Origin of the sequence: Sphingobium sp. B2D3C, assembly GCF_025961835.1 — a bacterium.
Lineage (GTDB): Bacteria > Pseudomonadota > Alphaproteobacteria > Sphingomonadales > Sphingomonadaceae > Sphingobium.
This window is the reverse complement of the sequence record NZ_JAOQOK010000001.1, coordinates 1,661,862-1,684,526: the sequence shown is the minus strand read 5'-3', so window position 1 is coordinate 1,684,526 and position 22,665 is coordinate 1,661,862. Positions and strand designations below refer to the sequence as shown.

The following is a 22,665-nucleotide window of genomic DNA, read 5'->3' as shown; positions in this document are numbered from 1 at the left end:
TGATCCATGACTGACACAATCGACATGATCCACGAAGACAATCTGCCCGGTGACGAGCATAAGCTCGATCCGCAGCCGGAATTCATGCCGCGCTACCCGGGGTCGGGCCGACTGAAAGGTAAGGTCGCGGTCGTGACCGGGGCGGATAGCGGGATCGGCCGCGCGGTCGCGGTGCTGTTCGCGCGTGAAGGCGCCGATGTCGCCATCGCTTATCTGTGCGAGCATGAAGACGCCGCCAAGACGCAAAAGCTGGTCGAACAGGAAGGCGCTCGCGCGCTCGTGTTCGCGGGCGATCTGGGTGACAAGGCTGTCTGTCAGGACCTGATCGATCGCACCGTGGGCGCGTTCGGGCGTCTCGACATCATCGTCAACAATGCCGGCGAGCAGCACCCGGACAAGTCGATCGAAGACATCACCGAGGAACAGCTCAAGCGGACCTTCCAGACGAATATCTATTCGATGTTCTTCGTCGTGCAGGCGGCGATGCCGCATCTTCGCGAGGGCGCGGCGATCGTCAACTGCACGTCCGTCACGATGTATCAGGGCTCCAAGGAACTGCTCGATTATTCGAGCACCAAGGGCGCCATCACGGCGTTCACCCGCTCGCTCAGCGAAAATCTCATCGAGAAGGGCATTCGCGTCAACGCCGTGGCGCCGGGGCCGATCTGGACGCCGCTCAACCCGTTCGGCGGTGCCAGCAAGGAGAAACTCGCGCATTTCGGCGAGAGCACGCCGATGGGTCGCCCGGGCCAGCCGAACGAAGTCGCGCCGTGCTTCCTGTTCCTCGCCTGCGAGGATTCCAGCTATATGAGCGGGCAGGTGCTCCACCCCAATGGCGGGATGGTCGTCGGCTCCTGAGTTCAGCGCCTCTGCCTGTCCGTTCGCGCCGCTGTGAGCAAAGCCTTGTCCACAGCGTCGTGACGGCTGGCAGCGTCCTGCTCAAGGGCAGCGCAGATGGCGCTGCTCGCCATCGGCGCTGCTTCCATCAACTTGCCCATCTGGGCCGGCAATCTGGCCACGGTGATGCCGGCATACCAACAGGTCTGGGCAAGGCTGACATGACCCATCAAATCCGGCTTGGCATCATAGAGCGCCATCTCGTGAAAGCGCGGCGCGATGTCCAGCGTTTCGGCATAGACCGCCATGGTCGGGGCGCTGGCAAGCGCGACCTGATCCCCGATCATGAGTGTGCCATATTGATGGCCCATCGCCGCATCGGCAAGCAGCGTGGGCGTCGCCCGGCAAGCGGCCAAGGCGTCGCTCCAGCGGAAGGCTTTCGCGCCGATGACCTTGTCCGGGCGGATACGCAGGATGAGATCGAATTCGTCGCCTCGGGCGATCGCCATGTCCGATGCGGCCTTGAGCTTGTAATGCATCTTGCGGGGGTTGGACCAACCCGCAAAATCCGGGTCGCTATCGTCCTCCAGCGCCACATGCACGGTGCTATAACAGGCTTCGAGTTCAGCCTTGCTGACGACCCCGCCATCCGCCAGCGCGGCGAACAGCGCGGGGTAGCGCTCGGCCATGCCGGGCATGCCGATGCGCCCGGCGTGCAGGCGCCACGCCTCGCAAAAGGCTTCGCCGGCAAAGGGCAGATAAGCGCGGAACGGCTCTGCGCCCGAGCGCCCGATCTTGCTCCAGCTATGGATGAAGAATTGGCAGTCCGCGTCCCGCAGCAAGCTGGCCTGCCAGGTCGGTAAGGCCGCGCGGTAGCCACGCAGCTGGCCCGAAACGCACACAGCAATGCGCGGACGGCGCCGCCCGAGCGTGAGGAACGGCGCCTTGCCGGTGACCTTGTCCTCCACGAAGGCGGCGGCCTGCCACGGCCTGGAGTCCAGCCGGGCAAGCGCTGCGTTCGACCGCGCGCGATTAGCAGTCGAGCGCAGCTTGAGGCCCGGCTGCGCCAGCGCGGCCAGGTCCGGACCGAGGGCCGTCGTGACTGCCGCTGCGCTCGTGGGGCCGTCCGGCGAAACCGCCCAGCGCAGCGCCAGAGAGCGCACCGCCGCGCCATCGTCCTCATCGGTTGCACCGCCCGGATATGCGCTGCGATAGGCCGCCAGCCATGCGGCAAGTTGTGCGTCTGCACGGCGTGATCCCGTAATCCACAGGAAGAGCAGCAATTGCCAGGCGGGGAACCGACGTACCAGCGCATCGGGCGGCGTGTTCTCCGCGAGACCGGCCAGATCGGCGATGTTGCGCTGAAAATGCACCGCATCGAACATGCCATTATAGGGCAGGCTGAGTTCGTGCCGATCCAATTGCGGCAGCAGGTCGAGATGCCAGCGCGAGATCGCGGCTTCGTCCTGCCAGCCCTGCAGGGGGTGGCGCAGCAGCAGCACGGCGATCAAAAAGCCGCGGTCGCGCGCGCCCTCATCCCACAAAGCTGTCAGAACGGGCCGAAGAAGCTCGGCCGCCTTCTTGAGCACGCGCTGATTGCCGCCCGCGTGGGCTGCTGCGATCCGCGCGCACAGGGCAGGGGGCGTGCCGTCGCGATCGCGCTCAAGGACGAGGATGCGGAGGAGATCGTCCAGCCGCTCCCGACCCCAGTCCGTCGGCAAAGCCTCGTCCATCAGCGCGCCGGTCACCGCGCGCCCGGCGCCCTCAAAGGCGCGGTGGGCCGTTATGCCCTCCTTAAATATTGCCTCGTAAATCTCCAGGGCAGGGGTATAGTTTGAGGCCTCGGTCAATTCTTTGGCTGCGGCAAGCCGATCGTCGAGGAACTCGCTTGCAGGTTTTCCATTTACAGACTTCACGGGTTTTCCTCGATGGCCAATGGCGCGCGCGTTCAACCTAGCAAGATTTCGGATTAAGAATTCAACCCATTTCCACATTCGCATGACGGCCAGCTGAGAGAATGCTCGCCAGCGCGATAGATGTGCGTCGATTGCAGGGGGTTATTTGAAGGTCGATGGTCGTTTTAGTTAAGTCGCGGGACGGGAAATGACGCCGGACATGTCCGTGGAGCCATGGCCGCTCGGCGTGGACCTCTCCGCTTACGACGCCCTGCTGTTCGATCTGGATGGCACGCTGGTCGATACCATGCCGCTCCACGGGCTCGCCTACGCAGCCGTGTTCGATGCGCGCGGCTATCGCTTCACCATGGATGATTATCTTGCAAATGTCGGCCCGCCCGCTCGGATCGCGATCCCGGCTTTTGCGGAAGCGGCGGGCATGGGCGAGATCGACGATGCGATGATCGCCGCCCTCCATGCCGAGAAGAAGGCGCATTTCAAGACCGTGCTGCGGCAGGAGAAGGCGCCGGCCCTGACCGCCTCACACTTGCTGGCGCGTCATGCCGGCACGATCCCCATGGCGTTGGTGTCGTCGGGCAACCGGGACGGCGTGGAAGCGATCTTGGAAACGATGGCGTGGCGCCCCCATTTCGGCGCCGTGGTGAGCGGCGATGATGTGGCGCAAGGCAAGCCGCATGCCGAACCTTATCTCACCGGCGCGGCGTTACTGGGCGTGGCGCCCGCACGCTGCCTCGTGTTCGAGGATACGCCGGTCGGGATCGCGTCCGGCCTTGCCGCGGGCATGACTGTCATCGACGTGACCCAAGCCGGCGTCATCCATCGGCCGGGCAAATCATGACAGGACCAGAGTTGACCCTCGACAGCCACCCGGCTTTGCGGATGTTCCGCGAGGTCATTCCGCTCTCCGGCTTTTCCGGCGCGACCGTGGCGCTGGTCCGTGATGGCGGGCAGCCCTTCGTGCGCAAGGCAGCCAATCTTGTCGATGCCAACGGGTCGTTGCGCGATCAGGCGGTGCGGCAGCAGGCGCTGGCCGGGCTTGTGGAAGGCTGTGCCGGGATGCCCGAGGTGCTCGACATGGGCGAGCAGGACGGACTGTTCTATTTCGACATGGCGTTCATCCCGTCGCGCGATGCGGTTAATTTTCTCTCCAATGGCACCTTTGATAATGTCGCCGATTTCGCCGACCGCGTGGAGCGGCTGATGAGCCGCCTGGCGGTTTCGGTGCCGGTGAGCCAGCCGCCACTCGCCCCGCGCAAGAGCCTGCTGGTGGAGAAACTGCAGCAGATCGCCGACAAGACTGGCGCGATGCACGAGGCAGCGCTCGCCCCTCTGGTGGAGGCGGCGCGGCGCATGGATGTGCTGGTGGCGGACGAGAAGCCCACGGCTGCGCATGGCGATCTGACCTTCGAGAACATCCTCGTCGACCGGCGCGGCGCCTTGTGGCTGATCGACACGATCACATCGCCCTTCGACCATGTCTGGATCGACTGGTCCAAGCTGTTTCAGGAGTGCGAGGGGCTTTGGCACGCCCATCGCGGCCGGCCGCTGGCACGGGGCGTGACATGGTGGCTGCGCCAACGCTTCCATGCCGCCGCGACCGCGCTGGACCCGGCCTATCCTGCACGCCATTACATCCTGCTCGGCCTCACCTTCGCGCGCATCCTGCCTTATGCGAAGACCAACGAGGACCGGGCCTTCGTTGCCCGGCGGGTGGCCGAATGCGGCCGCGCTGCCCTGGACAATCTTTGACGCGAGAGAGAAGACCCATGAAGATCATCGTACCCTGCGCCGGCCGCTCCTCCCGCTTCCCCAACATGGCGCCCAAGTGGATGCTGCCCGACAATGATGGCCTGCCTATGGTCTTCAAGGCGGTGCAGGGGCTCGGCGCCAATGTTGATGATTTCATCTTCACGATCCTGCGTGAGCATGAAGAGCGCTTCCAGGCTCAGGAAGGTCTGCGCGCCGCCTTTGGGCAGAAGGTCAATTGCGTCATTCTGGACGAGCCGACGCGCAGCCAGTCGGAAACGGTTGCCCAGACGCTGCTCAAGAGCGGCATCGACGAACCCTTCATGGTGAAGGACAGCGACAATTATTTCGAGGTGCCGCACCTCTATCAGTCGTACAACTACGTCTGCGTCGCGTCGCTCAGCAGCTTCAGCCAGGTCAATCCGCAGAACAAGAGCTATGTTCAGGTCGATCAGGAAGATGTGATCGTCAATTTCCGCGAAAAGCAGGTCATCTCCGATCTGTTCAGCGTCGGCGGCTATTATTTCTCCAGTCCGCGCGAGTTTTTGATGGCCTATGACGAGCTGATGGGCCAGCCGCGCCTGTCCGCCGGCGAGCTCTATCTCTCCGAGATTATCGGCTATCTGGCGATGCAGGGCTCGGTGTTCCGCATCCAGCGGATCAAGCAGTATCAGGACTGGGGGACGGTCCATGAGTGGCGCGAATATCTGCAGGGCCACCGGGTGTTCTTCATCAGCGTCGATGGCTTCCTGTTCGAGCAGGGGTCGCTGTTCTTCAAGCCGGGTTTCGAGGAAGTGAAGCCCAATCCGGTGGCGATCGAGACGGTGCAGAAGCTGGCGGCGGAGGGGCAGAAGATCTTCTATCTCTCCATCCGTCCGCAGGAGCTGGAAGCGCTGACCAAGAGCCAGCTCGCCGCCGCTGGCCTGCCTGAGCGGCCGCTGCTGCTCGGCTGCGATCTGGCGCAATGGACGCTGCTGACTGCGCCGCATTCCAACCAGCCGTTCCGCACCTCCCATGCTGTGGAGATTGCTGCGGATGACCCGAACATGGCGGAAAAGCTGGCCGTTGATCGCTGACGTCGGGAAACCCCGCGCTGGTCTCTTGCCTTTGTCCGGCTTGACCCTAAGAACAGGCCCTTAGAATAGGCAAAGTCAATTTGGGTGTCGCGGGCTAGGCGCGCGATGTGCCCGATAAGAGAGGAATGCAGGCATGAAGATCGCAATCATGGGTGCCACTGGCAATGCAGGCCAGCGTCTGGTCGATGAGGCCGTGAGTCGCGGGCACAGTGTCACCGGCATTTCGCGCAGCGCAGACACCCAAGCGCCGCGCGAGGGCGTGACGTGGGTGAAGGCCGACATCAATGATGTCGACGACATGGCGAGCAAGATTGCCGGCCATGATGCGGTCATTCTCTCCATGCCGTTCAAGTCGCTGGATGCGGACAATGTGTTCGCTGTGGCGCGCAAGGCCGGGTGCTGGCTGCTGGTGGTCGGCGGCGCGGCGAGCCTGCAGACCGAGGATGGCGTGGTGCTGCTCGATACGCCGGGTTTCCCGGACTTCATCAAGGTCGAGGCCGCGCCAGCGCGCGATTTCCTCAACCAGCTGAAGGCAGGACCGGGCTTTGACTGGACGTTCCTGTCGCCGGCCATGATGTTCGGACCGGGCGAGCGCACTGGCACCTTCCGCCTCGGCACCGAGACGCTGTTGACGGCGCCGGATGGCAAAAGCTCGATCAGCTATGAGGATTTCGCCGTCGCGATGATCGACGAGATCGAGACGCCCAAGCACAAGAACATGCGGTTCACCGTCGGCTACTGACGACGGTGTCTTCCACGAAGGGTGAGGGCCGGGGCGTTCAATATGTCTTTGGCACAGATGGCCTGCTTAGGCCGTTGGAAAGTCTCGACGACTGCTGTAAAGAGTCGCGGTGACTAGCTGCCAACAATGTGTCGTGCGGAACCGCGCGATCTGCTCATCTTTGGATGCCTCCGAGCTGGAGGTACTCAACAAGATCGGTCGTCGCGTGCCCGTGCATCGCGGGCAGACGCTGATGTGGGAAGGCGATGACAGCTTGCTGGTCGCCAATGTGATCGACGGGGTGCTCAAGCTGTCCACCTCGACAGCGGACGGCCGCGAACAGATCGTCGGCGTTGTCTATCCGTCCGATTTCATCGGGCGTCCGTTTGGCAGCACGACTCAGCACAGCGTCACTGCCCTGTGCGATGCGCAGGTGTGCCTGTTTACGCGCTCGTCCTTCGACGATTTCGCCCGCACGCATCCGGAGCTGGAGCACAAGCTGCTCCAACGGACCCTCACCGAATTGGATCGCGCGCGTCACTGGATGCTGCTGCTCGGGCGCAAGAGCGCCGGAGAGCGTGTCGCGACCTTCCTGCTCGAAATGGCGCAACGGCTTGCCGACGCGAGCTGTAGCGGCAGCGATCTTGTCGAGCGCTTCGAACTGCCGCTCACCCGGCAGCAGATGGCCGATCTGCTGGGCCTCACCATCGAGACCGTGAGTCGCCAGCTCACCCGGCTGCGCCAGGCCGGGATCATTGATCTGCCGGATCGGCGGACTGTCGTCATACTCGATCATGACTCCATGGAGGCCGAAGCCGGCAACGGCTGAGCACCGCGCTCCTCGTCGGCGCGCATCGTGGCGCGCCGGCCACCCGCTCACCGCACTCTTCCCGTTGACCCATGTCAATGATGCCGAGCCCCCGCTGATCCACAGCGACAGCACAGTCCGAGGACTGTGCTGCTCAAGGGGTTTCTATGACCGGTCTAACAATGAAGGCGGGAGGCTGGCTCCTGCTCGCCATTCTCGCGATGCTCGCCTCCGCGCTCGCCGTGGATTCCGGATTTGCCATCCACATGGTCATTGCGTCGCTTGCGGCGCTGCTCGCCATGATGGGGACGCTTCGCTCCGCCGATTGGGGCGGCATGGCGCGCGGCATTCTGCGCATGCCCGATCAGGGGCAGTATGATGACGATCCGGTACGCTGGGGCGTTATCGCCACGGTGTTCTGGGGCATGGCCGGTTTTCTCGCCGGGCTCTACATTGCCTTGCAGCTTGCCTTCCCCGCGCTCAACCTGGGGCTGGAATATACCAGCTTCGGGCGCTTGCGGCCGCTGCACACCTCGGCAGTGATCTTTGCCTTCGGTGGCAATGCCCTGATCGCGACGAGCTTCTATGTCGTGCAGCGCACCTGCCGCGCCCGGCTTGCTTTCCCCTCGCTCGCGCGCTTCGTCTTCTGGGGCTACCAGCTCTTCATCGTGCTCGCCGCGACCGGCTATCTCCTCGGCATCACCGAGGCGCGCGAATATGCCGAGCCCGAATGGTATGTCGACCTGTGGCTCACCATCGTCTGGGTCGCCTATCTCGCGGTGTTCGTCGGGACGATCGTCAAGCGCAGCGAGCCGCATATCTATGTGGCCAACTGGTTTTACCTGAGCTTCATCCTTACCATCGCGATGCTCCACATCGTCAACAACCTGTCGATGCCGGTCAGCCTGCTTGGCTCCAAAAGCTATAGCGCCTTTGCTGGCGTGCAGGATGCGCTGACCCAGTGGTGGTATGGCCATAACGCGGTAGGCTTCTTCCTCACCGCCGGCTTCCTGGCGATGATGTATTATTTCGTGCCCAAGCAGGCCGAGCGGCCGATCTACAGCTATCGCCTGTCGATCATCCACTTCTGGTCGCTGATCTTCCTCTACATCTGGGCCGGCCCACACCACCTCCACTACACCGCGCTGCCCGACTGGGCGCAGACGCTGGGCATGGTCTTCTCGGTCATGCTGTGGATGCCGAGCTGGGGCGGCATGATCAACGGCCTGATGACGCTGAACGGGGCATGGGACAAGGTGCGCACCGATCCGATCATCCGCATGATGGTGATGGCGCTCGCCTTCTACGGCATGAGCACCTTCGAAGGGCCGATGCTCTCGATCAAGAGCGTGAACAGCCTCTCGCACTATACGGACTGGACCATCGGCCACGTTCACTCGGGCGCGCTCGGCTGGAACGGCATGATCACCTTCGCGGCGATCTACTATCTCACCCCGCGTCTGTGGGGCCGCAACCGGCTCTACTCGCTGCGCATGGTCAACTGGCACTTCTGGCTCGCGACCGTCGGCATCGTCTTCTACGCCTCGGCGATGTGGGTCGCCGGCATCATGCAGGGCCTGATGTGGCGGGAATATGGCGCGGACGGTTACCTCGTCTACGCCTTCTCGGACACCGTCCGTGCGATGTTCCCGATGTACGTACTGCGCGCCTTTGGCGGACTGCTCTACCTCTCGGGCGCGGTGTGCATGACCATCAATGTGTGGCGCACCATCCTCGGCCACCAGCGCGTCGAAGCGCCGATGAGCGACGCTGCCTATGACGCCGCGAAGGACCGGCCGATCACTCACAAACCTGCTGCGGTTCCCGCGGAATAAGGACGGAAAACCATGTCGAGCTTTGCACAGAAGCACAAGAAGCTGGAGCGGAACGTCACGCTCCTTGCCGTCGCTGCCTTCGCCGCGGTTACCGTGGGCGGCATCGTGGAGATCGCACCGCTCTTCTGGATCGACAACACGATCGAGAAGGTGGAGGGGATGCGTCCCTACACGCCGCTGGAGCTTGCGGGCCGGAACATCTACATGCGGGAGGGCTGCTACAACTGCCACTCGCAGATGATCCGCCCGTTCCGCGACGAGGTGGAGCGCTACGGCCATTACAGCCTCGCCGCCGAGAGCATGTATGACCACCCATTTCAGTGGGGCTCCAAGCGGACTGGGCCGGACCTGGCGCGCGTCGGCAAGCGCTACTCGGATGAGTGGCACGTCCAGCACCTCATCGATCCGCGTAGCGTCGTGCCGGAATCGATCATGCCGACCTATGCCTTCCTCACCAAGCGTGAGCTGAAGGCAGGCGACATGACGGCCCATCTCACGGCGCAGCGCCGGGTGGGCGTGCCCTATAGCGATGAGGACATCAAGAAGGCGAATGCCGATCTGATGGCGCAGGCCGATCCCGAGGCCGACACTGCCGATCTCCTCAAGCGCTACCCCAAGGCGCAGGCCCGCGATTTCGACGGCAATCCGGCCAAGCTGACCGAGATGGACGCCCTCGTCGCCTATCTCCAGATGCTCGGCACGCTTGTCGATCTGGATAGCGCCGCGCCGCAGGAGGTGGAGCGATGATCTATAATGATCTGCGCCACTTCGCGGACAGCTACGGGCTTTCGGCAATGGTGGTGCTCTATTTCGGCCTGTGCGCATGGGCGTTCCGTCCCGGCTCGCGCCGGAGCAACCAGGACGCCGCGCACCTGATTTTCGCCGAAGATGGCGAGGCTGCAGCCCATGACAGGAAGAACAACCATGGCTGAGAAGAAACGCATCGACGCGCCGACCGGCACCCAGACCGTCGGCCATGAATGGGACGGGATCGAGGAACTCGACACCCCCATGCCGCGCTGGTGGGTCTGGACTTTCTACGCAACGATCGTGTTCGCGATCGGCTATGTGGTGGTTTATCCCGCTATTCCCTTCGCGCATGAAGCCAGCAAGGGGCTGTTCGGCTGGTCCAGCCGTGGGCAGCTCCAGCAGGTGATGGACGCCGAGACCGCGCGCCGCACGCCGATCCTCTCGGCCATCGCTGCCACGCCCATCGAGAAGCTGGTCGCCCAGCCAAAGCTGATGGAAGCGGCGATGCAGGGGGGGGCAGCCGCGTTCAAGGTGCATTGCGTGCAGTGCCATGGCTCGGGCGCTGCAGGCGCCAAGGGCTATCCGAATCTGGTGGATGACGACTGGCTGTGGGGTGGCGACCTGCAATCGATCGAATATACGATCACCCATGGCGTGCGGAATCCGGACGAGGCGAAGACCCGCATCAGCCTGATGCCCGCCTTCGGCAAGGACGGCATTCTCACCGGCACGCAGGTTCAGGATGTAGTGAGCCATGTCCGCGTGATCAGCGGGCAGGAGAAGGCCAGCGCTTCCTCACGGCGTGGCGACGTGCTGTTCCAACAGAATTGCGCGGTTTGCCACGGCCCGGCCGGCAAGGGACTGCGTGAATTCGGTGCGCCGAACCTGACCGACCCGATCTGGCTCTATGGCGGCGATCGCGAGACGCTGACCCAGACGGTGACGAACAGCCGTCGGGGTGTGATGCCCGCCTGGGGCCATGCGCTCGACAAGGCGACGATCCGCATGCTGGCCGTCTACGTCCACGGCCTTGGCGGCGGCGAGGCGACGCCCGTCGCAGCGCAGATTGCCGCTCAGGCTGCCGGGGCACCGGAGGCGCAGGCCAACGCCGCAACACCATAAGGCGGAGCCGGCCCTTCCTTCGCGCGTCGGGGAGGGGCCGGCTGCCGTTCATTTCGTTGATCCTGCTCAATGTCGTTTGAGCCGACTGCGCCTAAGCGAAGATCGATCGGAGGCAATCTGATGCCGAAGACGCCAACAACGGACGCTGCCATGTCCCCCGTGAATGATGTTACCGCGCCAGCGGAAAGCCTCTACGCCAAGCGCAAGTCGGTCTTCCCCAAGCAGGTCGATGGGCCGTTCCGCCGCTTCAAGTGGCTGGTGATGGCCGTCACCCTGACGATCTATTGGGCCACGCCCTGGATCCGTTGGGATCGCGGGCCGCACGCGCCCAATCAGGCGGTGCTGGTCGATCTCGCCAATCGCCGCTTCTTCATGTTCGGCATCGAGATCTGGCCGCACGAATTCTATTATGTCGCCGGCCTGCTCATCATGGCGGGCGTCGGCCTGTTTCTGGTGACCTCGGCCGTCGGCCGCGCCTGGTGCGGCTATGCCTGCCCGCAGACCGTCTGGACCGATCTGTTCCAGCATGTCGAGCGCTTCCTCGATGGCGATCGCAACGCGCAGATCAGGCTGGAGAAAGCGCCCTGGACCCCGATGAAGGTCTGGAAGCGGCTGCGCAAATGGGCGGTCTGGCTGGTCATCTCGTTCCTGACCGGCGGCGCGTGGATCTTCTACTTTGCCGATGCGCCGACGCTGCAACACCAGTTCTGGACCGGGCAGGCGCCGTTCGTCGCCTATGGCACCACCTTCGTGCTGACCATGACGACCTTCATCTTCGGCGGCTTCATGCGCGAGCAGGTGTGCATCTACATGTGCCCGTGGCCGCGCATCCAGACCGCAATGACAGATGAGAAATCGCTCATCGTCACCTACAAGCACTGGCGCGGCGAGCCCCGCACCAAGGGGCTGAAGAAGGCGCAGGACGAAGGGCTGCCGACCGGGGACTGCATCGACTGTCTGCAATGCGTGCAGGTCTGCCCGACCGGGATCGACATTCGCGAGGGGCCGCAGATCGGGTGCATCACCTGCGCCTTGTGCGTCGATGCCTGTGACAAGGTGATGGCGCAGATCGGCCGCCCGCGCGGCTTGATCGACTATGCCACGGAGATCGACTGCGAGGCCGAAATGAAGGGTGAGGCGCCGGCGCCCGTGCGCAAGCGCCTCTTTCGTCCGCGCACAATTGCCTATTTCGCGATCTGGGCGAGCATTGGCCTCGCCATGCTGTTCGCGCTGGGCGTGCGTTCGCGCATCGACATCGCGGCCAATGCGGAGCGCAATCCGGTCTATGTCCGCCTGTCCGACGGGTCGATCCGCAACAGCTATCTGATCAAGGTGCGCAACATGCAGAGCCGCGCGCGCCCTATGGCCATCGGCCTCGATGGGCTGGACGGCGCGCTGATGTGGCGTGAGGGGCAGACCCGCGATCAGGCGAGCCGGACCCTGCAAATCGACGTGCCGCCCGATCAGGTGCTCAAGGAACGCGTGCATGTGGTTGCGCCGGCGCAGGGCATTGCCCGCCAGGATTTCGCCTTCACGCTGCGCACGCTCGACGAGCAGAAAGAGGCGGCGCAGGATGATGAGAGCTTTGTTCGACCGGAGGTAGGCCAATGACCCGCAAGTTCACCGGACGGCACATCACCGTCATTCTCGTCAGCTTTTTCGGCGTGGTCATGGCCGTCAATTTCACCATGGCCTTCCTCGCAAGCTCCACATTCGGCGGGCTGGTGGTGCAGAACAGTTATGTCGCCAGCCAGGAGTTCAACAAATGGCTGGCGCAGGCGCGCGCCGAAAATGCGCTGGGCTGGGTGCTCACGCTGAATCGGACTGCGGAGACACGGCTGAGCGCGACGCTGCGCAGTGCGAATGCGCCGATGAACGATGTGGCGCTGACCGCCACCGCGCGTCACCCGCTCGGCCGCAAGCCGGATATCGCGCTGCAGTTCCGGGCGCTCGGCGATGGCGTGTATGAGAGCCTGCAGCCTTTGCCGCAGGGCCGCTGGATCGTCCATGTGCGGGCCCGCGCCCACGGGCGGGAGATCAACCGGGTGGTCGATCTGTCATGACCTATGTGGCGCGAAGGCCCGATTGGTCGGCGGATGCGGTGGAAACCCGCCTCGCCGTGCCGGACATGCATTGCGCCGGCTGCATTTCCAAGATCGAGCGGCTGTTGCCATTGCAGCCAGGAGTCCACGCCGCCCGCGTGAACTTCTCGGCCAAGACCGTGATCGTCTCGCATGCCGCCGATCTGGCCGAGCCGGACCTGCTGCGCGCCTTCGACGCGATCGGGTTCGAGGCGCAACCGCTCCACAGCGCGGCGGCGCATGAGCGCAGCCAGGCGCTGCGTAAGTTGATCCGCGCTCTTGCCGTCGCAGCCTTTGCGGCGATGAACGTCATGCTCCTCTCGGTCTCGGTCTGGTCCGGGGCGGATGGCAGTGCGCGCAAATTGTTCCACTGGATCTCGGCGCTGATCGCCATCCCGGCGGTGGCCTATGCGGGCCAGCCCTTCTTCCGCTCGGCCTTCAAGGCGCTGCGGGCGGGTTCGACCAATATGGATGTGCCGATCTCCATCGGCGTCATTCTGGCGACCTCGATGAGCCTCTACGAGACGATCATCGGCGGTCGCCATGCCTGGTTCGATGGCGCGTTGATGCTGCTCACCTTCCTGCTCGCCGGCCGGGTGCTGGATGAAATGATGCGCGCGCGCGCCGCCAGCGGAGCCGAAGCGCTGGTACGCCGCACCGCGCCCGGTGCCATGCGGCTGGCCGAGGATGGCGCGAGCCAATGGGTCGCGGCCGATGCGCTGGCCGTGGGCGACCGCGTTCTGGTCGCCGCCGGCGAGCGGCTCGCGGCGGATGGCGTAATCGAGCAGGGCAGCAGCCGGTTCGATCTCTCCTTGCTCACCGGCGAAAGCGCGCCTGTCACGCTGCGCGCGGGCGACAGGGCGACCGCCGGCACGCTCAATCTAGATGGCCCGGTGACGCTGCGCGTGACCGCCGTGGGTGAGGGGCGAGCGATTGCCGAAATTGCCCGGCTGATGGAAAGCGCCGGCCAGGCCAAGTCCCGCTATGTCCGCCTCGCCGACAAATGCTCGCGGCTTTACGCGCCGGTAGTGCATCTGCTCGCCGCCATCACCTTTGCCGCCTGGATAATCGCCGGGGCGAGTTGGCACCAATCGTTGCTGGTTGCCATCGCCGTGTTGATCATCACCTGCCCCTGCGCGCTGGGCCTCGCCGTGCCGGTGGCGCAGGTGGTCGTCTGCGGCGCGATGATGCGGGCGGGGCTGCTGGTCAAGGATGGCAGCGCGCTGGAACGCCTCGCGCAGGCCGATCAGGCGCTGTTCGACAAGACCGGCACCCTCACGCTCGGTCGCCCGCGCGCCTTCGGTGTCGAGGCGCTGGACGAGGAGGAGCGGAGCATTGCCCGCGCGCTGGCCATGACCAGCCGCCATCCCCTCGCGGTGGCGCTCCGGCAGGCGCTGGGCGGCGAGCATGTCGGCCCGGCGGTTCTCACTGACGTCGAGGATATCCCGGGCGAGGGCGTTCGCGCGCTCTGGCACGGGCAGGCTGTCGCGATGGGCAAGCCGGCACCGCAGGACCTGAGCGACCAGGCCGGCGCGAGCAACGATCCGACCATGGCTGTGGCGTTGGAGCTGGGGAATGGGCGCCGCCACATTATCCACTTCGCTGACGCGCTGCGTCCGGATGCGGCGCGGGCGCTGGCGGACCTCTGCGCCCTTGGTCTGCCGCCTGCGATCATGTCGGGGGACCGGGAAGAGGCGGTGCAACTGCTTGCCGGTCAGCTTGGCGTGCCGGCGGAAGGCGGGATGCGCCCGGCCAACAAGCTGGCGCGGCTGCAGGCGCTGGCCGAGGCGGGGCACAAGCCTTTGATGGTCGGCGACGGACTGAACGACGGCCCGGCACTTGCCGCGGCCCATGTCTCCATGGCGCCCGGCTCGGCGAGCGATGTCGGCCAGCAGGCGGCGGACATCGTGTTTCTGGGTGACAGCCTCTCGGGTATCCCCAAGTCGGTGCGGGCCTCGCGCGCCACCATGCGCATCGTGCGGCAGAATATCGGTCTGGCCATCGGCTATAATGCGCTGGCTGTGCCGCTGGCGATTGCCGGCTATGTCACGCCGCTGATTGCCGCCGTCGCGATGTCGAGCAGTTCGCTCATCGTGGTGGCCAATTCCCTCCGTCTGCGCTGGGCTGTCAAATGAACGGATTGATCTTCCTCATCCCCGTCGCCCTGCTGCTCGGCCTGACCGGCCTCGTCGCGTTCATGTGGTCGCTGCGCAATGGCCAGTTCGATGATCCGGACGGCGCTGCCATGCGCATTCTGATCGAGGATCAGGATAAGCCGGCGTCGTAGCGAAGCTGCGACTTTACGGACAGTGACCGCCGTTCGTCCTGAGTAGCTGCTGAGCTTGTCGAAGCGGCGTATCGAAGGACTAGCCCGTGCGCTGCGATGCTTCGATACCGCTCTTCGATATGCGCCTACGGCGCACCTCAGACTCTACTCAGCCCGAACGGTCGGGATTCGAACACAAAAAAAACGGGCCTGCTCCGGGAGAGGGAGGAGCAGACCCGCCTTGCCGGCGCGTGCCGGTAACTGGGCTTAGAAGCGGTAGCTGACGCCGCCGCTCACCACCCAGGGATCGAGTTCGTGCCGGGTCGCCAGCACGGTGGCGCCGGAGGCATTGTAGAATTCGGCAGTCGGCCGGACGAAGTAGCGCTTGGCGTCGAAGGAGATGCCAAGGCCCGTATCATTCACCGGAATGTCGACGCCGGCCTGCAGCGCGAAGCCCACCTTGCTCTTGAGCTTGGCGCTCGCGGCGCCAAGCGCGGCGGTGCCGCCCGCGCCCACCTTGGAATCCACCACCCAGAAGTAGCTCGGCCCGGCGCCGATATAGGGTTTGATGGGGCCGGCGTTGAGGTGATATTTGAGCGTCACCGTCGCCGGCACGATCTTGATGTCATCGAGCAGCCGGTTGACGCCCTTGATCGCGCCCGCGCCATCCACATGGTGCGCGGTCATGCAGCAGATCGTCTCTACCGAGACGGCATCGCTCAGGAAATATTCGATTGCGGCGGTCGGCACCCAATTGTCGCTGGCGGCGGTGTCCGTGCCGGCAGGCAGCGTCACCGTGGCGGATTTCACCGTGTCGATCTTGCCATTCGGCAGCACGCCGGTTGCCATCAGCTTGACCTGCACCTTGCCTTGTTGCGCCTGCGCGACCCCGGGGGCAGCGAGCATCGCAAGACCGGCGACACAGCTGAATAAACGAGCATTCATGGGTTCTTTCCTTTCTTTCCCTGAACCTGCATCGCTCATTAGGATTGGGGTGGGCGCCGCTCATTGACCCAGCGCAAGACTTGGCTTGATCGAGGTCAAGGGCAGCCAAGGCCCGACAAAGTAGAGCCATTTCCATGTGGTCCTATTATCCCGATCTGCTCGCCCGGCCGGTGCCGCGCTACACCAGCTATCCGACGGCGGCCGAGTTCACGGAGCGGGTGGGAGAGGCCTATCTCGGCCATGCGCTGGATGCGGTGCAGCCGGGGCAACCCGTCTCGCTTTATGTGCACATCCCCTTTTGCGAGGAGATCTGCTGGTATTGCGGGTGCAACACCGGGCGCTCCAACAAGGCGCAGCGGCTGACCAGCTATCTCGATGCGCTTCATGCCGAAATTCGCACTGTCGCCCAGCGCCTCGGCGGACGCGCCCGCGTCGAGCGCATCGCCTTTGGCGGCGGCAGCCCCAATGCCATCCCGCCGCTGGAGTTTGCCCGGCTGGTCGATGAGATGATGCTGGCCTTCAACTGTGGCGCGCCGGTGCTCTCGGTCGAGATCGATCCGCGCGGATTCGACCAGCGCTGGGCGATGACGCTGGGCGTCTCCGGCACCAAACGCGCCAGCCTTGGCGTGCAGACCTTCGATCCCGCCATTCAGGCCGCAATCGGGCGGGTCCAGCCGCGCGACCTCATCGTCAGCGCGGTTGATCGCCTGCGCAGCAACGGCGTGCGGTCCATCAATTTCGATCTGATGTACGGTCTGCCGGGGCAGGATCGCGCGTTGCTCGAGCAGACGCTGGACGAGGCCATCGCTATGCGGCCGGACAGGATCGCCCTGTTCGGCTATGCGCATGTGCCGCATATGCTGCCCCGCCAGAAGCGGATCGATGCGACGTATCTCCCCGATCAGACCGAGCGCTTCGCCATGGCGGCGCTGGGGCATGATCGCCTGGTTAGCGCGGGCTACGTGCCCGTCGGCTTCGATCATTTCGCGCTGCCCCATGACGATCTCGCCAAGGCGCAGCTGCAGGGCACGCTGCGCCGCAATTTTCAGGGCTTCACCGAGGATCGGGCCGATGTGCTGATCGGCATCGGCGCGACGGCCATCGGCCAGTTTCCGCATCTCATCGTCCAGAATGACAAGAATAGCGGCCGCTACCGGATGCGCGCCGGCGCCGGCCGCCTGACCGGCGAGCGCGGCATCCTGCGCGACGCGGATGACCAGCGCCGCGGCGCGATCATCGAGGATCTGCTTTGTGGCCGCGCTGCCGATGTCGGCACCGATCTGCACCGGACCGACCTGCGTGCCGGGCTCGCGCCCTTCTTGGAGCGAGGCCTCGCTACGCTGGAGGGCAATAGCCTGCGCATCGCCGAACAGGGCCGGCCTTATGGGCGCGCCGTCGCAGTGCTGTTCGACCGCCATCGTGCCCTATCCCAGCAGCGGTTCAGCAGCGCGATCTGAGCGATGGCCGATCCATGGACCTTCGGCGGCGGATTGCTGCTCGGCTTTGCCTCCAGCCTGCACTGCGTCGGCATGTGCGGCGGCATTGCGCTGCTGCTCGGCCAGGCGCAGGGGGACGCGGACCATCCCGCAGCCTTTGCAGCCCGGCTCCATGCCGGTCGTATCGGTGCCTATATGGTGATGGGCGGCGCGGCGGGCGCGCTTGGTGCACTGGCGCTGGGCGGGCTGGATGCGACACTCGGCCATCTGCTCCTGCGCTGGGCCGCGGCCATGAGTCTCGCCTGGGTCGGCTTCTCGATGCTGGGCCTTATGCCGAGCCCCGCTGTGGTCGGGCACGCGATCCGGGGGCAGGTGCATGTGCCGGCTTCCGTCGCAGGCGCGGCGCGATCGATGCTGCCGCCGCGCCTGCGCATGATCGCCACCGGCTTTGGCTGGGGCATGATGCCGTGCGGAATGGTCTACGGTGCGTTGCTATATGCGGCCTTTGCCGGGTCGCTCACCGGCGGTCTGCTGGTCATGGCGGGCTTTGGCATCGGCACACTGCCGGCGCTGCTGGCGGTGCAGGGCGGCGCTACGATGCTGGCCGGGCTGGCCCGCAAGCCCGGCGTGCGGACGCTCGCCGCCCTCGCGATCCTGCTCTGCGCGCTGCTCAGCCTCGGTGCCGGGGAGGCCGGCCTGCTGGCCCTGTGCCGCGCGAAATAAGCGTTCGACCGGCTTGGGCGGGGTTGCAAGAATCAGTCTCAGGTTCCAACAAGCGGCAACTGGCGCGCGAGCGCCGTTCCTTGCTGGAGAGATGGGGCATGAAAACGCGGGCTGCGGTAGCATTTGAGGCGAAGAAGCCGCTTGAGATCGTCGAGCTGGATCTGGAAGGGCCCAAGGCGGGCGAAGTTCTGGTCGAGATCATGGCGACGGGCATCTGCCATACCGACGCGTACACGCTCGACGGCCTCGACAGCGAAGGCATTTTCCCCAGCGTGCTCGGCCATGAAGGCGCGGGCATCGTACGCGAGGTCGGCGCGGGCGTCACTTCCGTGGTGCCGGGTGACCATGTCATCCCGCTCTACACGCCGGAATGCCGCCAGTGTAAGTCCTGCCTCTCGGGCAAGACCAACCTGTGCACCGCGATCCGCGCGACGCAGGGCAAGGGCCTGATGCCGGACGGCACGACGCGCTTTTCCTATAAGGGCCAGCCGATCTACCATTATATGGGCTGCTCGACTTTCTCGAACTTCACCGTTCTGCCCGAGATCGCCGTTGCCAAGATCCGCGAGGACGCGCCGTTCAAGACGAGCTGCTACATCGGCTGCGGCGTGACGACGGGTGTGGGCGCGGTCATCAACACCGCCAAGGTTCAGGTCGGCGACAATGTCGTGATCTTCGGCCTCGGCGGCATCGGTCTCAACGTCATCCAGGGTGCGCGCCTGGCTGGCGCCAACAAGATCATCGGCGTCGACATCAACCCGGATCGCGAGGAATGGGGCCGCAAGTTCGGCATGACCGACTTCCTCAATTCCAAGGGCATGAGCCGCGAGGATGTGGTGGCGAAGATCGTGGCGATGACCGACGGCGGCGCGGACTATACCTTCGATGCGACCGGCAACACCGAAGTGATGCGCACGGCGCTCGAGGCCTGTCACCGCGGCTGGGGCACCAGCATCATCATCGGCGTCGCTGAGGCCGGCAAGGAGATCGCGACGCGGCCGTTCCAGCTCGTCACCGGCCGCAACTGGCGCGGCACGGCGTTCGGCGGGGCCAAGGGCCGCACGGACGTGCCCAAGATCGTCGACATGTACATGACCGGCAAGATCGAGATCGATCCCATGATCACCCACGTCATGGGCCTTGAAGAGATCAACACCGCCTTCGACCTGATGCATGCCGGCAAGAGCATCCGCTCCGTTGTGGTGTTCTAAGGTCCACAGGGCGGCGGTTGCGCTGAGGAGCGGCATCCATGTTCAGGCATCTGGTTCTCGGCACCAACGACATCGGGCGGGCGCGCCTCTTCTATGATGCGACGTTCGCGGCGATGGGCATCGCGCCGGCGCAGGCCGATGCGAAGGGGCGGCTGCTCTATCGGGATGGCGGGGGTCTGTTCATCGTTGGCCACCCCATTGATGGCCAACCGGCCTCCCATGCCAATGGCGGGACCGTCGGCTTTCTGGCGCCCTCACCGGAGGCGGTGAAGGCCTGGCATGCCGCCGGCCTGGCGCATGGCGGCCAGGCGTGCGAGGGAGAGCCGGAGAACCGGATTTCGCCCGCCACGGGGCGGGGCATCTGGGTCGCATATCTGCGCGATCCGGATGGCAACAAGCTTTGCGCGGCCTGGGACGAACCCCAGTGATGCTCCGGTGCGCGCAGGATTTTGAGTAACCAAGAGGAGAGTTACAATGTTTACGCATATCATGGTTGGCGCGAAGGACCTCGCGCAGAGCGCGAAATTCTATGACGCCGTGCTCGGCGCACTGGGCGCTGGCGCCGGCCACAACATCGGCGATCGCGCTTTCTATTCGCACAATGGCGGCACCTTCGGCATCATTTCGCCGATCAACGGCGAGCCGGCGACCCATGCCAATGGCGGCACGATCGGCTTTGCCGCTGCCGACAAGGATCAGGTCGACGCGTTCCATGCTGCCGGTGTGGCCAATGGCGGCACCAGCGAAGGCGAGCCGGGCAAGCGCCCGCAGGCGCCGGGCAATGCCTATGGCGCCTATCTGCGCGATCCGACCGGCAACAAGATCTGCGTCTTCTGCCAGCTGCCTGAAGGCGCCTGATCGATGACGCTGGAGACGCTCTCGACGAACAAGGCCTATGGCGGCGTCCAGGGCGTCTACCGGCACGAATCTTCGGAGACGGGGACGGCAATGACATTCGCCGTCTTCGTCCCCGAGCATGAGCCGGGCGAAACACTGCCCGTGCTCTTCTACCTCTCCGGTCTCACCTGCACCCATGCGAACGTGATGGAAAAGGGCGAGTATCGCGCGGCCTGCGCAGCGGAGAAGATTATCTTCGTGGCGCCGGACACCAGTCCGCGGGGCGAAGATGTGCCCGACGATGCGGAGGGCAAATATGATTTCGGCCTGGGCGCCGGCTTCTATGTCGATGCGACCCAGGCACCGTTCGCGACCCACTATCGCATGAAAAGCTATATCGAGCAGGAATTGCCGGCGCTGATCGCCGCGAATTTCCCTGTCGATATGGCGCGGCAGGGCATCACCGGGCACAGCATGGGCGGCCATGGCGCGCTGACCATCGCTTTGCGCAATCCCGATCGCTTCCGGTCCGTCTCCGCCTTCGCGCCGATCGTCGCGCCGAGCCAGGTGTCGTGGGGCCAGAAGGCGCTCGGCGGCTATCTGGGGGACGATGCATCGGCCTGGGCGCAGCATGATGCTGTCGCGCTGATCGAAAGCGGTGCCCGACTGCCAGACCTGCTGGTCGATCAGGGCGGTGCGGACAATTTCCTCGAGCAGGAGCTGCGCACGCATCTGCTGGAAGCCGCCTGTGCCAAGGCCGGTCAGCCCGCGACAATCCGCATGCAGCCCGGCTATGACCACAGCTATTATTTCATCTCGACCTTCATGGCCGAGCATATCCGCTGGCACGCCGAACGCCTCAAGGCCTGATCTTCGCTACCTTTTCGGCGCGCAAGCTTAGACGGAGCGTGCGCGCCCCTGGGTGAGGGCGGCCTCTTGCCGCTTGAGATAGGGATCGTTGAGGAACGTGCCGAACGGGAAGAAAGCCGCCAGCGTCGTCCGCAGCCAGCCCATGACACCAAAGCCCTTGCCCGGCAGCACGAACAGCATCGCGCCGATGTAGAGCAGGAACGCGATCCCATGGGTCATCCCGACCGGACGGATCAGCGCGGGATTGTCGAAGCCATATTTGAGCGGCATCGCGATGAGGAACAGCGCGAGGGTCGTGATGCCTTCCACCAGGGCGATATAACGGAAAATCCTGAGCATGGTGTCTCCTGAGCGGTCGATGACCTGTCGCGTCGCGATCACAACAATGTCGCAAGACTCACACGATATCGTCGCGCCGGTTGCCTGATCGGGTTCGATGGGCTTTATCATGCAGATGACAGCATGCCAGGGGCGAGGAGCAAAAATATCGTGACGCAAGAGGCGGATATCGGTCCCCCCCAGCTCGATGCCGGGCTTCTGGGGATGCGCCTCATGCTGCTCATGCGCGCGATCCGCGAGGGCGGCCTGCCGCTGTTCGAGGCGGAGGTGGGCTATAAGGAGATCCATCGCCATTTGCTGCTGCTGCTCGGCCTCTCCGGCGGCATGACCTCTCAGGACATCGTCGGCTTTGCCGGCTACGAAAAGGCGCAGGTCAGTCGCGCGATCAAGCCGCTGGAGCGGGACGGACTGATCGTGCGTGAGAAGCTGCGCGCCAAGCTCACCCTCTCCCCGGCGGGGCGGTTGCTCTTTGAAAAGATTCGCGCTATCGTCCGCGCCCGTGACGGCCAACTGGTAGGCGGTCTGGGGCGCGACGAACTGGAGCGCTTCGGCCTGCTCACCGACCAGTTAGCGCAGAAGGCCGCCCGCATCTACAATCAGGAGCGCTGCCTGAGTGTCGAGGCGGGGATCATCGGCGCGGCACCGGGCGGGGCCGGCACACCCTCATGGCCTGTCGGGCCGGAGGGCAAGAAGATCGAGCCGCCGCCGGATCTGATCGCGCCCAAGCTGGTCGGACTGGTCGCCTATCTCAAGCGCAGCGCCATGCTCTCCTGCCAGCGGATGCACGGCCTGTCGAACTTTCAGGGCCAGGTTCTCGCGCTCATCGGCTTGTACGCGCCGCTGCCAATGGCGCAGCTGATCAAGGCGATGGGGCGGGACAAGAGCCAGATCGGGCGGACGGTCTCGGCGCTGGAAGAGAGCGGGCTGATCGAGCGATTCAGGCCCACCCGTCGCCGCGATATCGTCCTGCAACCGACCGAGGCCGGTGCCGTGGTGTACAAGGCGCTCCACCACGAGGCCTCCGTGCGCGATGCCAGCCTCTGGAGCGAGGCGAGCGCCGAGGATCGAGCATTTTATCAGGCCATTGTGAGCCGTCTCATGCTCCGCGCCCGGGCCTTGAGCGGCGAGAGTTCGGCTGCGGCGTGA

At 64.8% G+C, this 22,665-nt stretch carries 24 protein-coding genes; 21 read left to right on the top strand and 3 right to left on the bottom strand.

Features of this window, described 5'->3' with window-relative positions; all coding sequences use genetic code 11:
• Positions 1-6 precede the first annotated feature (6 nt).
• Entirely contained in the window at positions 7-858 is an 852-nt protein-coding gene (locus M2339_RS07830) for an SDR family oxidoreductase (RefSeq protein ID WP_264586988.1), read from the top strand.
• A 2-nt stretch (positions 859-860) separates the two neighbouring features.
• Here the strand turns inward: M2339_RS07830 and M2339_RS07825 are convergent, their stop codons facing one another.
• Complete coding sequence (locus M2339_RS07825; protein ID WP_264586989.1) at positions 861-2,753, bottom strand: hypothetical protein; 1,893 nt, start codon at positions 2,751-2,753, stop codon at positions 861-863.
• Between the two features lie 199 nt (positions 2,754-2,952).
• Between M2339_RS07825 and M2339_RS07820 the strand changes: the two genes are divergently transcribed.
• The 13 genes from M2339_RS07820 (at position 2,953) to ccoS (ending at position 15,179) form a co-directional block, all read left to right on the top strand.
• Positions 2,953-3,591, top strand: coding sequence for an HAD family hydrolase (locus M2339_RS07820; protein WP_264586990.1), 639 nt, complete (start codon positions 2,953-2,955; stop codon positions 3,589-3,591).
• Positions 3,592-3,602: 11 nt separating this feature from the next.
• The gene (locus M2339_RS07815; RefSeq protein WP_264584813.1) at positions 3,603-4,502 is read left to right on the top strand and encodes a phosphotransferase; all 900 of its coding nucleotides are present in this window, start codon (positions 3,603-3,605) and stop codon (positions 4,500-4,502) included.
• Positions 4,503-4,519: 17 nt separating this feature from the next.
• Positions 4,520-5,575 (top strand): hypothetical protein, encoded by a 1,056-nt coding sequence (locus M2339_RS07810; RefSeq protein ID WP_264586991.1) that lies wholly within the window; start codon positions 4,520-4,522, stop codon positions 5,573-5,575.
• Positions 5,576-5,708: 133 nt separating this feature from the next.
• Positions 5,709-6,317: an NAD(P)-dependent oxidoreductase gene (locus M2339_RS07805; protein ID WP_181559334.1), complete on the top strand. Its 609-nt coding sequence runs from the start codon at positions 5,709-5,711 to the stop codon at positions 6,315-6,317.
• 109 nt (positions 6,318-6,426) lie between these two features.
• The gene (locus M2339_RS07800; RefSeq protein ID WP_264586992.1) at positions 6,427-7,125 is read left to right on the top strand and encodes a Crp/Fnr family transcriptional regulator; all 699 of its coding nucleotides are present in this window, start codon (positions 6,427-6,429) and stop codon (positions 7,123-7,125) included.
• A gap of 146 nt (positions 7,126-7,271) precedes the next feature.
• On the top strand, positions 7,272-8,939 hold the full coding sequence (gene ccoN, locus M2339_RS07795) for a cytochrome-c oxidase, cbb3-type subunit I (RefSeq protein ID WP_264586993.1): 1,668 nt from the start codon (positions 7,272-7,274) through the stop codon (positions 8,937-8,939).
• Positions 8,940-8,951: 12 nt separating this feature from the next.
• Positions 8,952-9,686 (top strand): cytochrome-c oxidase, cbb3-type subunit II, encoded by a 735-nt coding sequence (gene ccoO / locus M2339_RS07790; protein WP_181559337.1) that lies wholly within the window; start codon positions 8,952-8,954, stop codon positions 9,684-9,686.
• A complete protein-coding gene (locus M2339_RS07785) occupies positions 9,683-9,871 on the top strand; it encodes a cbb3-type cytochrome oxidase subunit 3 (RefSeq protein WP_264586994.1) in 189 nt (62 codons plus the stop codon). Before ccoO ends, M2339_RS07785 begins: the two co-directional genes overlap by 4 nt.
• Positions 9,864-10,811 carry a cytochrome-c oxidase, cbb3-type subunit III gene (gene ccoP / locus M2339_RS07780; RefSeq protein WP_264586995.1) on the top strand — a complete coding sequence of 316 codons (948 nt, stop codon included), beginning with the start codon at positions 9,864-9,866 and terminating at the stop codon, positions 10,809-10,811. The genes M2339_RS07785 and ccoP overlap by 8 nt, the downstream gene beginning before the upstream one ends.
• Positions 10,812-10,961: 150 nt before the next feature.
• On the top strand, positions 10,962-12,422 hold the full coding sequence (gene ccoG / locus M2339_RS07775) for a cytochrome c oxidase accessory protein CcoG (RefSeq protein ID WP_264570020.1): 1,461 nt from the start codon (positions 10,962-10,964) through the stop codon (positions 12,420-12,422).
• Positions 12,419-12,874, top strand: a complete 456-nt coding sequence (locus tag M2339_RS07770) for a FixH family protein (protein WP_264586996.1) — start codon at positions 12,419-12,421, stop codon at positions 12,872-12,874. The genes ccoG and M2339_RS07770 overlap by 4 nt, the downstream gene beginning before the upstream one ends.
• Positions 12,871-15,027, top strand: a complete 2,157-nt coding sequence (locus tag M2339_RS07765) for a heavy metal translocating P-type ATPase (protein ID WP_264586997.1) — start codon at positions 12,871-12,873, stop codon at positions 15,025-15,027. Before M2339_RS07770 ends, M2339_RS07765 begins: the two co-directional genes overlap by 4 nt.
• Complete coding sequence (gene ccoS, locus M2339_RS07760) at positions 15,024-15,179, top strand: cbb3-type cytochrome oxidase assembly protein CcoS (protein WP_181559343.1); 156 nt, start codon at positions 15,024-15,026, stop codon at positions 15,177-15,179. The genes M2339_RS07765 and ccoS overlap by 4 nt, the downstream gene beginning before the upstream one ends.
• A 246-nt stretch (positions 15,180-15,425) precedes the next feature.
• On the opposite strand, the gene M2339_RS07755 is transcribed toward ccoS, so the two are convergent.
• Entirely contained in the window at positions 15,426-16,103 is a 678-nt protein-coding gene (locus tag M2339_RS07755) for an OmpW/AlkL family protein (protein WP_264586998.1), read from the bottom strand.
• 134 nt (positions 16,104-16,237) lie between these two features.
• On the opposite strand from M2339_RS07755, the gene hemN reads away from it, so the two are divergent.
• The 6 genes from hemN to fghA all read left to right on the top strand — a co-directional run bounded on the left by hemN (position 16,238) and on the right by fghA (position 21,180).
• Entirely contained in the window at positions 16,238-17,560 is a 1,323-nt protein-coding gene (gene hemN / locus M2339_RS07750) for an oxygen-independent coproporphyrinogen III oxidase (protein WP_264586999.1), read from the top strand.
• Positions 17,561-17,563: 3 nt separating this feature from the next.
• The gene (locus M2339_RS07745; protein ID WP_264587000.1) at positions 17,564-18,262 is read left to right on the top strand and encodes a sulfite exporter TauE/SafE family protein; all 699 of its coding nucleotides are present in this window, start codon (positions 17,564-17,566) and stop codon (positions 18,260-18,262) included.
• A 98-nt stretch (positions 18,263-18,360) separates the two neighbouring features.
• Positions 18,361-19,473, top strand: a complete 1,113-nt coding sequence (locus M2339_RS07740; RefSeq protein ID WP_264570027.1) for an S-(hydroxymethyl)glutathione dehydrogenase/class III alcohol dehydrogenase — start codon at positions 18,361-18,363, stop codon at positions 19,471-19,473.
• A gap of 38 nt (positions 19,474-19,511) precedes the next feature.
• A complete protein-coding gene (locus M2339_RS07735) occupies positions 19,512-19,901 on the top strand; it encodes a VOC family protein (protein ID WP_264587001.1) in 390 nt (129 codons plus the stop codon).
• A 46-nt stretch (positions 19,902-19,947) separates the two neighbouring features.
• On the top strand, positions 19,948-20,331 hold the full coding sequence (locus M2339_RS07730) for a VOC family protein (RefSeq protein WP_181559349.1): 384 nt from the start codon (positions 19,948-19,950) through the stop codon (positions 20,329-20,331).
• A 3-nt stretch (positions 20,332-20,334) separates the two neighbouring features.
• Positions 20,335-21,180: an S-formylglutathione hydrolase gene (gene fghA, locus M2339_RS07725; RefSeq protein ID WP_319801004.1), complete on the top strand. Its 846-nt coding sequence runs from the start codon at positions 20,335-20,337 to the stop codon at positions 21,178-21,180.
• Between the two features lie 27 nt (positions 21,181-21,207).
• Here fghA and M2339_RS07720 read toward each other — a convergent pair whose 3' ends face one another.
• Positions 21,208-21,519 carry a DUF3817 domain-containing protein gene (locus M2339_RS07720; RefSeq protein WP_264572568.1) on the bottom strand — a complete coding sequence of 104 codons (312 nt, stop codon included), beginning with the start codon at positions 21,517-21,519 and terminating at the stop codon, positions 21,208-21,210.
• A gap of 150 nt (positions 21,520-21,669) precedes the next feature.
• Here M2339_RS07720 and M2339_RS07715 point away from each other — a divergent pair, with 150 nt between their 5' ends.
• On the top strand, positions 21,670-22,665 hold the full coding sequence (locus tag M2339_RS07715) for a MarR family winged helix-turn-helix transcriptional regulator (RefSeq protein WP_264587002.1): 996 nt from the start codon (positions 21,670-21,672) through the stop codon (positions 22,663-22,665).

Bases quoted from the DNA above. Each gene is read 5' to 3' on its own strand.
- M2339_RS07830 (WP_264586988.1), top strand. From the start codon at position 7: ATGACTGACACAATCGACATGATCCACGAAGACAATCTGCCCGGTGAC.
- M2339_RS07820 (WP_264586990.1), top strand. From the start codon at position 2,953: ATGTCCGTGGAGCCATGGCCGCTCGGCGTGGACCTCTCCGCTTACGAC.
- M2339_RS07810 (WP_264586991.1), top strand. From the start codon at position 4,520: ATGAAGATCATCGTACCCTGCGCCGGCCGCTCCTCCCGCTTCCCCAAC.
- M2339_RS07805 (WP_181559334.1), top strand. From the start codon at position 5,709: ATGAAGATCGCAATCATGGGTGCCACTGGCAATGCAGGCCAGCGTCTG.
- ccoN (WP_264586993.1), top strand. From the start codon at position 7,272: ATGACCGGTCTAACAATGAAGGCGGGAGGCTGGCTCCTGCTCGCCATT.
- ccoO (WP_181559337.1), top strand. From the start codon at position 8,952: ATGTCGAGCTTTGCACAGAAGCACAAGAAGCTGGAGCGGAACGTCACG.
- M2339_RS07785 (WP_264586994.1), top strand. From the start codon at position 9,683: ATGATCTATAATGATCTGCGCCACTTCGCGGACAGCTACGGGCTTTCG.
- ccoP (WP_264586995.1), top strand. From the start codon at position 9,864: ATGGCTGAGAAGAAACGCATCGACGCGCCGACCGGCACCCAGACCGTC.
- ccoG (WP_264570020.1), top strand. From the start codon at position 10,962: ATGTCCCCCGTGAATGATGTTACCGCGCCAGCGGAAAGCCTCTACGCC.
- M2339_RS07770 (WP_264586996.1), top strand. From the start codon at position 12,419: ATGACCCGCAAGTTCACCGGACGGCACATCACCGTCATTCTCGTCAGC.
- M2339_RS07765 (WP_264586997.1), top strand. From the start codon at position 12,871: ATGACCTATGTGGCGCGAAGGCCCGATTGGTCGGCGGATGCGGTGGAA.
- ccoS (WP_181559343.1), top strand. From the start codon at position 15,024: ATGAACGGATTGATCTTCCTCATCCCCGTCGCCCTGCTGCTCGGCCTG.
- M2339_RS07755 (WP_264586998.1), bottom strand. From the start codon at position 16,103: ATGAATGCTCGTTTATTCAGCTGTGTCGCCGGTCTTGCGATGCTCGCT.
- hemN (WP_264586999.1), top strand. From the start codon at position 16,238: ATGTGGTCCTATTATCCCGATCTGCTCGCCCGGCCGGTGCCGCGCTAC.
- M2339_RS07745 (WP_264587000.1), top strand. From the start codon at position 17,564: ATGGCCGATCCATGGACCTTCGGCGGCGGATTGCTGCTCGGCTTTGCC.
- M2339_RS07740 (WP_264570027.1), top strand. From the start codon at position 18,361: ATGAAAACGCGGGCTGCGGTAGCATTTGAGGCGAAGAAGCCGCTTGAG.
- M2339_RS07735 (WP_264587001.1), top strand. From the start codon at position 19,512: ATGTTCAGGCATCTGGTTCTCGGCACCAACGACATCGGGCGGGCGCGC.
- M2339_RS07730 (WP_181559349.1), top strand. From the start codon at position 19,948: ATGTTTACGCATATCATGGTTGGCGCGAAGGACCTCGCGCAGAGCGCG.
- fghA (WP_319801004.1), top strand. From the start codon at position 20,335: ATGACGCTGGAGACGCTCTCGACGAACAAGGCCTATGGCGGCGTCCAG.
- M2339_RS07720 (WP_264572568.1), bottom strand. From the start codon at position 21,519: ATGCTCAGGATTTTCCGTTATATCGCCCTGGTGGAAGGCATCACGACC.